Consider the following 9952-nt stretch of genomic DNA (forward strand, 5'->3'; position numbering starts at 1 on the left):
CCCGCGGTCTCAACCTTGGCAAGGTTGCGCTTTACCAACTAAGCTATGTCCGCAATGCTTTCTTGCTAACTATGTCAGCGCCGAAGCACGAGTAACTACTATACCCGAAATATTCTCAAATGCAACCCCTCGCCTATTTTGGCGTGTCGCTTGGTGCTGTTTGCGCGCTGGATGGCGGTTTGTTTCTGACATGTTTTGCTTATTACCATTACTTTCTCAGTTGGTTGACTGAGTTAGTAACAGTGTTTTGCTTACTACTGTTACTTTTTCAGTTGGTTAGCTGAGTTTTTAGCGGTGTTGAAGAACTTGGCTTATGCCCACGAATATTCACCAGCTTAGCTTTACGGACTCTTTCTGATTACCCTACATTATGTATTAATTTTTTTAAATTAAATAATTTAGTAAATAAGATTATATATGATACAATGATGGAACAAATGGATTGGGAGTACTCGGTCGGCGAAAGCTCTAGGCATCATGCCTAGAGCTTTTTGCTTTTTATTCTCGCTTAATCAATAAGGTTCCTTTTCTGGATAAACTTTTACTCCATAACCTTTAATTTCTCCATCTCTAGACCTCCTGATTTTATTTATCAATATGTCATACGCTCTATTAGATTGCGTAGGATGCAAATAACGTATGCCAATAGGTCTAGCAACTAGATCAGCTAACTGAAGACCTTGCAAATTAGCAGATTTACTTATGCAATTAAAATCAAACATTCCTTTAATGCCGCAAATATTAGAAGAATCTATAAAGCTATTAAAAGCCTTTTCAAGATTAGAATCCTCTTTCTTACCACGACTTTCAAAAATGATAGGAATTGTTTTACCAACTTGATTACGTTCCTGCAATTCATAAAAAATGCGCTCAATGCCAAAATTCATGCCAATAACATAAGGATTTTTAGGAGCATCATAATGAGAATATTTATTCTTATCGATCACTGTTGAAACAATCGTAAAATTAGATGACTCAATTATTTGATTTAACCTATTGAAGAATTCATTTCTTACAGTATCTTCCATAAGAATATTAAAAACTCCAATTCTTTTACGAATCTCACGCTCATGAAGTATAGGAATATTTGAACCGAAAAAATCAAACTTTAATTTAAGAATCTCTGGAACAACATGTTCCACATAATGCTTCTTTTCAAAGATACAAAAAGACAAAACAAACACAGGATACTGTTTGTCTATGCTAACAAGACTTTGGTCACCACTTTCATCAACAAAAACAATATAATCGCCAAAAGCATTTTTCTTCATGTCCTACTTCCCAACTCTCATATTTTGTATTCCCCAAAATAGTAAATATCACGAAATATTATACTAGTAACATAAATTGTACTAATAATTTTTTATTGAAAAAATAAGTATAAATCTAGAAGATATAGTTTATTTCAGTCGTTTTTTTTTATTTATATCTTGTATCAAAATTGTTGCGTTAAGGAAATAGTTTTGATACGTTGGTGTGTGAGGTTTTTTAAAAGCTAAGCTGATTACTTCTATTTTAAGAATATTTATAAGCTTAGCTTTACACACTTTTGGCCTATAACCCGAAATAACCCTAAATTGCCGCTTACCCTTAATGCGCATTGTTTTGGGAAAGTAAATATGCTAGAGGGTCGCACAAAACCGGCGACCCTCTGCTAACAGCAATCAACACTTCCTATAGTGAAGTGAGCTTGTCGTGTATACAAGCATATACAAATTTGGTTATTTTTACAAATTTTAGGAGTACGTGTTGCATTAATAATTTTTTAATACAAAAACATGCTATAAACATAGAAGAATATATTTGCAATGTATTAGCACAAATATGAAGTTGTTTTTAATATCGTTAATATTTTATGCAACAATTTGTAGTAAATAGAGCAGTAATTTATATGAGTTATGCACATTATTTTTCTAGGTTGATGGTTGGAATAATTATGTGTGATAATAATGCTATGTTAACTGCTTATATTGATGAATCTCATTCGCCTGTAGATAGAAAAATTGGCGGAGATATATATTATATTGGTGCGTTAATTGTTGACGAGCAGCAAAAAGAATTTATAGAACAGGAGCTTGCAAAATTAAAAGAAAGCGTTATACAAAAATTTAATGTTCCAAGTAATGTTGAATTTCATGGTCATTGCATGTTTCATTTCAAGGATGATTGGGAATGCATGAATGGACTATATGCGCAATCCACTGGTATTTATAAATCTGCAATGCGTATCTTGGCAAAATCATGCGCAAAAGTTATTATTCGCGGTGTTGCTGCTACTGAATTAAAACAACGATATAAAGAAAATGCTCATACACCTCACGATGTTGCACTTCAATATTGTCTCGAGCGAGTTAATTTTATTGCTGAATCATATAAAACTGATATAACTATTATTGCTGATAAAGTGGCTGATCCTGAGGCACATGAAGGTCGTATTAAGCAATACCAAAAGAATGGTAATACAGAGGGTTTTTATAATTCAAATCTTTCTCATATTGTGATGCCATTCCATTGGGAAGATTCAAGACAATACTTTGGATTGCAAATGATTGATATGGCATTATTTATCGCTTCGCGCGCTGCAATGATTGATAAATCATTGGAATCATCTCAACTTTCTCGTGGAGATAAAGCAGTATTAAAAACAGCTCATATAATTGACGATATTATTTGTAACAGTGGTGTATATTTCCCAATGAAGCATCTTATACAAAACGACATTTTCTAATGTAAATATGCTAGAGGGTTGCACAAAACCGGCGACCCTCTGCTAACAGCAATCAACATTTCTTAATATAAAGTCTGACTGTAGAAACTACAGATTTGCTTTTGAATTTTATGCAGTTTATTTGAACAAAATTCATTCCTTAGTCATGCGAATATAGGATTTGAATAGAATTTCTAGACGCTCGTCGTTATTAGAGCAAGGCTTTGTAGCACCAAAAGCAACGTCTACTATTTTATCTAGCTCGTCGTGAGCTTTGCGCAAATCTTGAGGCATGTATGTTGGATCATACAAGTCTGCTAAGGATTGGCCTGGGTGGTTCGCTCGTGCTTGAAGTATGGATTTACCTGCTTCAATGACTTTTGCTCGCATATCACTTGTAAGCTCTGGAAGTGGAAGATTATTCCACACAACTGTGTTGGAGAAGCGATTATCATTTTTTAATCTTCCACCAATTGCATCTTGCCAAGCCATAAACATAGAAGATTCTATAATTGCAAAATTTATACCATCCGGATCAGAGCAAGTAAATAATGAATCTCCAGCAATTACATTTGGTTCATGTAAGTCGCAGGTCATATATCCGCGTTGCCCACTAAAAACACGAGGAATGGCTAAATAATTAGTTTGTGGTTGAGCCTGCTGGCCAAACAGCCATGCAGTTTTGGCCATAATTTTAGTTGAGTTTGCAGTACTTATTTCCCGCATTTGACGAACTTTTTCGATGCGCCGAGAAATGAATTTCGATGTTCTCATTTCAGCGGGCTCAGCATCAACAAGCCATAAACACCATCGATCTATATCATTAATGAGCTCTCTCGCTCCAATAAATTTGCATACATATTTAGCAGCAATAGGGTCTTTCATTGCTTCATCGTATTCTTCGCGTGTATTAAGAATGAGATTACCGCCATCACGCGGCATTGAACCAAAGTTTGCAATTGACAACATTGGAGATAATGTTCCTAATTTCTGATTACGTTTTTCTATAAAAACATTTGGAGCATCAGAAAGATATCCATTTATATTACTGCAAACTGTCATGGTAGGCGAAGAACTGATGTTTTTATATCTAAAAAGTTTAAACTTGGTCTTCTGCTGAGTCATCCCAATAATAACTACGTGCACATTTGCATTATCGGTGGATTCTGCATCCCATTTAAAAGTTTGATGTGCAAAATTAACGTGCCAATTCAAATTTTTAAGAGTTTTAAATAGAAATGGGACTTGTATGCCTTGAGATATACTATTCGTCGAGACGAAAGCGAACGCTGATTTTGTGCCATCTAAATAATGAGCAGCTTTATTAAACCAGCAGGTTACATAATCAAGATTGCCATCATAATTTTCCCCCCATATACTTTTCATGTCTTCTATTTGGTCTTCCGACTTTTTATTCCTACCCACAAACGGCGGATTTCCAATAACATACGAACATTTATCTGCAGAAAGCAAATCATTCCAGTCGTATTGCAAAGCATTTGCTCTCACAATATTCCCCGAATCATGCAAAGGAAGATGCGGTAAAGCGCATTCAGCAATACTTTCAGTATCGTCTAAAGCTTGCTGCTCGGCAATCCACAATGCTGTTTTAGCAACGCACACAGCAAAATCGTTAATCTCAATGCCGTGGAACTGATCAATACTTACCTTTATGAGGCTATTCTTATCTCCTAAATCAACATAACCTTGACCACCAAGCATAAGTTCAATAGCCCTATTTTCAAGCTTTCTTAAGCAAAGAAAAGTCTCAGTCAAAAAATTTCCAGATCCGCATGCTGGATCTAAAAACTGAAGGCTCGCAAGCCTATCTTGATACTTCTCAAGTTGGTTTCTACGAACTTTTTCAGAAATTGTCTGATTGCTTTCAATCTTTTCAAGTTCTTTTGTTAAATCATCTAAGAAAAGCGGATCAATCAACCTGTGAATATTTTTCACAGTAGTGTAATGCATTCCACCTTTTCGCCGTTGGTCGTGACTCAGTGTTTCTTCCATCAAAGAGCCAAAAATAACCGGGCTGATTGTATGCCAATCAAAATCATCACCGGCATGAAGAATAGCGTCTTTAATTGATTCGGTAAGTTGCGGAATTTCAATATTCTCACGGAACAATCCACCATTTACATATGGGAACTGCTTTAGCTCATTTTCAAGATACTTGTCCCTATTTTCATCATTAGTGTCAAGCGTATTAAATAAATCAATAAGTTTCCTACGAAGGTCGCTAGCTTGAGCGTTATGAATATAATTACTGAAAATATGATTCTTAAACAAGCCAGCATCTTCAGCATATAGGCAAAACACTATACGAACAGTTAGTAACGCTAAAGAATGATGTTCTTCTTCACTATCTGGAGTCGAATACTGCTTCGCTAGCTCATTGTGCAAGTTAGCTACTAACAATCCAGCTTTTTCGGAAAGCTGTTTTTCAATATAGTTTCGTGAACGATTCTCGCTAAAAATATTGCGGAACACTGTTAAATGTTCAGTAAGCTTATCTAACGTAAATTCTTCAACCGGTGACTTTTCAGCTCTAGGGTCTTTCTCAATATCGTAGAAACGAAAAGTATTGAAATTGCAGGTACAAATAAAAGTAGGCTTTTTGCTAGGCGGAAGATTATCGGAATATCTCACAGCTTGCTCAGCAGGAGTGACGAGTTTGCCTTGACGTTCCTCAGGCTTATCAAGATCAATATTCTTGCTTTTCTGCTCAACAAGAAAACGAGAATCAGGGCATAACATATCAATGTAGCCGCCACCAGCAGTACGATACTCAAACTCAGTATCGCTTATTACATTTGGCACGTCCAAAACGTTCTGCATAAGGTCAAGCCAAAACTTCTGTGTTTCCTGCTTTTCGTCGCCGCGACCTTGCCAGTGTTTAATAAAGTCGACTGCCTTTTTATGCTGATCTGCAATATTCATGCGTCTATTATCTACTGAACCACGGATTAGCTATGTGCTTATTGTTTAGTTTTACAGTCAAACACCGCATGTCCTGCTAGAATTGAAGTGATTGAAAAATGTTGAAATGTATCTAAAAAATGGACTCTACTCGATAATAAAATAAATGGTAAAATAGAGATTTTTCTGTGCTAAGAGAAATATAAAGAAAGATAAGGAAGTTTATTATGCAAATAGTTGAAGGGATACCAGAATATTTATATCATTACACTAGTTTGAAATCGGCAAAGTTAATTTTAATGAATAAGACTTTGCGACTAACTTCACTTGAATGTATGGATGATAAAACTGAAGCAATTACTGGTGAGGGTCGTAATTTGGGGAAATTTATTTTTTCAAGCTGCTGGAGTGAGAATAGAGAAAGCATACCACAATGGTCTATGTATGGAGATTCTAGTAGAGGCGTTTGCATAAAATTAAGAAGTTTTCCTTTTAAAAATAATTATGATGATTACGTTGAGCATTGCATTAATAAAGAAGATAAACCATTGGAAAAATCAACGGATGAAACTTTTATAGTACCTGCGCAATATTGTTTTGGATGTAGATTTAAGCTAATTCCGCAATTTATTATAAGTGACAAAGATAGAGACATCCTTACCCAGCGCTTAAATGCAAAAGTAACATATACAGATGATGAATCACTTATCTATCCTAAATGCTTGAGACAGGATGGTGGATTTTTTTGTTTTGATACGAATGTGTTAGGGAAATATAAAAGTACTGAGTGGAAATTCCAAAAAGAATGGAGATACTCAGTAACATATATTCCATTTGACCAAATAAAATTTTTTAGTGATAAGAAATATAGTGCTAATGTTGGTCAAGAAGTCTTTAATAACTTATTATCAAATAATCAACCTATTGTTCATTATCTAGACTTTAACATTGATGATAAATATTTTGACGATATGGAATTGATATGCGGCCCAATGATGGAAGAATTTGATTATCAAGAATTAGTGTATTTTGCAAAAGGTATTAATCCCAATATACGTGTTGTTAGAAGTAGATTGTATAACAAATGGAAAAGTAAAATCTGAATCGAAGTGACTTATGTTTATTGACCTTGTATTTATTTTTAAAAATAAAGATGTCGAAAGTAATATTGGTTCATTTAAGGGAAATTTCGCAGGATTTATTCCATCTAAAGAGAAAACTCGGTTTTTTAGATATACTTTTTCCGCTTACCCTAAACATCGGGTTATAGACCAAAAAATCAAAAGACCCGACTTGGTCCGCATTGTTAAGAGGCGCGTCGGGTACTGTTAATTATTGTAATATACCGTTGGCGGTTATTTGTCAATTTCAATGAAATAATGTTTATGTAACGATCTCTTGCCATAATAGCGGGATTCATTAATATCTTTCATCTGAAATTATATGCTCTATTCCACTATGCTCCGATTTAAGATATTCTTTCATAAATGTCGGGTAAGCCTTGCACTTATCAAGCTCATCTATAGGTAACCAATGCATTGTCTCTTTAGCACCTGCCTCTGTAGTACTATGGCTCGTAAAATCTCTTTTGCCCATGGGCTTCATCAAGTAATAGAGTGTAAGCTCATGGAAGTCTACTCCATCTAAGCCGGAGCTGCCGATGAAGAAGTGCTCGTGTATGACGGCAAGGTGATCTACTTCATAATTAAGACCTGTCTCTTCAAATACTTCTCTCTTAACGGCTTCTTCTGATGTCTCGCCCATGTGAACCGCTCCGCCAACTGAGTAGAAATAGTCGTCCTCATCATTTCTTGCAAATAGCACACAACCTTCTTCGACTATGATGGCTGCTGCTCTATATCTAAATGCTTTTTTATCGTTAATAAATCCGCAATTATGTTCCATAGTTTACTCCTTTATTTTTTATCTAATGACTGTGACTTATGGTTCAAATGCAAACAAGTTCCCAATCTTAATTGAAAATCCAAGTGATTGATACATTTGTATATCACATTGTGCACAAGCAACAATCATTGAACTTATTGCACTCAACACTAGAGCGTTGACATGTTCCCACACACAGCCAAACTGCGCTCAAAAACCACGCTAACCCAGCTTACAGCTGCCACACGCTAAACCTTTTAACGATAGTCCTCGCTAACCCCTGCTACACAAGGGCAAAATGCACCCACCTATTAAGCCCTTGACATCAATACAACGCTCTCGACGTGGATTGAGAGAACGGGTAGTATAGCTACACTTTTTTGAGTGCACACTATTGATAGTGGGTGCACTTTTTAACGATAGAAAAAGCTATCGTTAAAAGGTTTAAGATTGGCTTGATAGCTTGCTGAACAATCTTACGTAATAATCAACGTGCCACTAGCATTACACCCACTACCCATACGCGAATCTAATCCTTATTTAATTAACTAAATCCCATATTTATTACCTAAAATCCTATATTTGTTAAAGTACCTTTACGCTGTTGAACCGCCACACCAACATTCCATATGATCACACCAACAATTGCCCATAACACGCCAACAACAAGAATCACAAGTAGCGATACGCCAACATTTACAGAACCATCAACTATACTACGAGATGCTTGAGTAACATGAGTTACTGGAATCACATATAACACGTATTGCATCATCTTAGGAAATACGCTAATTGGAGCAATAACACCACAAACAATAGGAAGTATTGCACTAAGCGCGTTAGAAATAGTATAAACATCATTCATCATCATGCTTATAGCAGCTATAGCAATACCAAATCCCGTAGAAGCAACAGGAACAATAAGGAACAACAGCATCAACGCACTCATATTAATCACAAAGAAAGCACTCGGGCTTACTACAAGCATTGTTATAAACAAAGTCACAGCATCACTCACTAAAGAAATAGTCACGAGCGCAATAATACGACCGAACCATAATGGTAATGCAACTTTCGCGCTTGTAAGCACGAATGGTGTTGTTCCTTCAAAACGATCCCATGCTAGTGCTTCTGACACAGTCATACTTGTGGAAATAGAACACGCGCCCATAACAGCAGCAAGAGTTGATGCAATCAAACTATGGTTAAAACCCGCGCTAGTCGCATAACTAGCTGCTCCATTGAATCCTCCGCTTACAGCTCCAGCTAGAAAAACGTATAAGAATGTAGATAAAAGAGGCTCAACAATCATACGTATAACAGCAGTATTCCAACTATTTAAGCTAGGTATACTCTGTATACTCACTCTTGCACCAGTTCGTATACTAGATAACACGCTCACGTGACCATACTGAGAATATTGATTATATTGATGCAATTCAGCGTACTTATTATTTTGAATAATTTTATTTCGCATAGTTTCAACCTGATTATTATTTCGTATCATATTATGTTCAAACTTCCATTAAGTGTTGCAAGTCGAATAGCATGACGTAACATAAAACCTGCAATAACAAGCAAAACGCTGGATAATACAACGCATAACACGATTGCTAACACAGTAGTAGCATTAAACGCTTGCGCATGAGCCACCCACACTGCAGACGTAAGCGGATGAATAAACGCAATAACGCGAGCTGGCAATGGCATTGATTCTACAGGAATCACTATTCCACAAAGCATCCATACAGGAATTAAAATCAAACCTTCATAAACTGTAGCTTTACGGCATAATACAAAAATTCCAGATAATACTGCAGCAGAAGCTACGCAAGCAAGCATAGAAAGTAAGTATCCAACTAACTGCGTGAATGTTATCATAAAGAACCCATGGCAGAAAACAGCAACGGTAATAATCGCAAGCGGCATACCAATGCACCCAAGTAAAGCTGCGGATCCTACAATAGGAAGAAACACTGCAGCAGGTGAGATAACACTTAAAGTTAAATATTGTAATGTTCCTAAATAACGCTGGTATCCAATAATTCCAACAGCAGTAGTTGTAGCAGTCCATAATCCAGCTATAGAAGAATCAACCCAAATATTATTAAGACAATTAGCACAATCATGAGAAAAACCATAGTATGAAACAATTTTCATCAACGCAAAACATACTGGAGCAAGTATCGCATTTTGCAAGAAAAACGTTGTTTTTGCTAAGCTTTTAAGCTGAAACCACATGCCACGAATCACAGAAGCGTATGAATGAGTAGAAGTATTCATATTAAGCCTCCTACTTACTCAATGAAAGTGAAGAAGACGAAGAAGACGGCGTAGCAGCAGAAGTAGAAGTAGAAGTAGAAGTAGAAGTAGAAGTATTTGATGCAGAAATATTATCATTTTGCACAATAGCAAGATACGTTTCTTCCAAACTTGCAG

The 9952-nt window shown here is 36.0% G+C and carries 8 protein-coding genes; 3 read left to right on the plus strand and 5 right to left on the minus strand.

The window, feature by feature from the left end; all coding sequences use genetic code 11:
• Positions 1-232, plus strand: a 232-nt coding sequence (locus tag Q0X59_RS05745) for a hypothetical protein (RefSeq protein WP_297643807.1), incomplete at its 5' end; no start/stop codon positions are given.
• Positions 233-512: 280 nt separating this feature from the next.
• Here Q0X59_RS05745 and Q0X59_RS05750 read toward each other — a convergent pair.
• Entirely contained in the window at positions 513-1271 is a 759-nt protein-coding gene (locus Q0X59_RS05750) for a DUF3800 domain-containing protein (protein WP_297643808.1), read from the minus strand.
• Between the two features lie 620 nt (positions 1272-1891).
• Here Q0X59_RS05750 and Q0X59_RS05755 point away from each other — a divergent pair.
• A complete protein-coding gene (locus Q0X59_RS05755) occupies positions 1892-2728 on the plus strand; it encodes a DUF3800 domain-containing protein (protein ID WP_250309416.1) in 837 nt (278 codons plus the stop codon).
• Positions 2729-2860: 132 nt separating this feature from the next.
• Here Q0X59_RS05755 and Q0X59_RS05760 read toward each other — a convergent pair whose 3' ends face one another.
• On the minus strand, positions 2861-5650 hold the full coding sequence (locus Q0X59_RS05760) for a DNA methyltransferase (protein WP_297643813.1): 2790 nt from the start codon (positions 5648-5650) through the stop codon (positions 2861-2863).
• Between the two features lie 206 nt (positions 5651-5856).
• On the opposite strand from Q0X59_RS05760, the gene Q0X59_RS05765 reads away from it, so the two are divergent.
• Complete coding sequence (locus Q0X59_RS05765; protein ID WP_297643814.1) at positions 5857-6732, plus strand: DUF2971 domain-containing protein; 876 nt, start codon at positions 5857-5859, stop codon at positions 6730-6732.
• A gap of 316 nt (positions 6733-7048) precedes the next feature.
• Here Q0X59_RS05765 and Q0X59_RS05770 read toward each other — a convergent pair whose 3' ends face one another.
• The 3 genes from Q0X59_RS05770 to Q0X59_RS05780 form a co-directional block, all read right to left on the minus strand.
• Positions 7049-7534, minus strand: coding sequence for an NUDIX domain-containing protein (locus Q0X59_RS05770; RefSeq protein WP_297643816.1), 486 nt, complete (start codon positions 7532-7534; stop codon positions 7049-7051).
• 547 nt (positions 7535-8081) lie between these two features.
• The gene (locus Q0X59_RS05775; RefSeq protein WP_297643817.1) at positions 8082-9020 is read right to left on the minus strand and encodes an ABC transporter permease; all 939 of its coding nucleotides are present in this window, start codon (positions 9018-9020) and stop codon (positions 8082-8084) included.
• Positions 9017-9796 carry an ABC transporter gene (locus Q0X59_RS05780; RefSeq protein WP_297643818.1) on the minus strand — a complete coding sequence of 260 codons (780 nt, stop codon included), beginning with the start codon at positions 9794-9796 and terminating at the stop codon, positions 9017-9019. The genes Q0X59_RS05775 and Q0X59_RS05780 overlap by 4 nt, the downstream gene beginning before the upstream one ends.
• Positions 9797-9952 lie beyond the last annotated feature (156 nt).

The sequence above is a fragment of the uncultured Gardnerella sp. genome, assembly GCF_947280595.1.
Classification (GTDB): domain Bacteria; phylum Actinomycetota; class Actinomycetes; order Actinomycetales; family Bifidobacteriaceae; genus Bifidobacterium; species Bifidobacterium vaginale_A.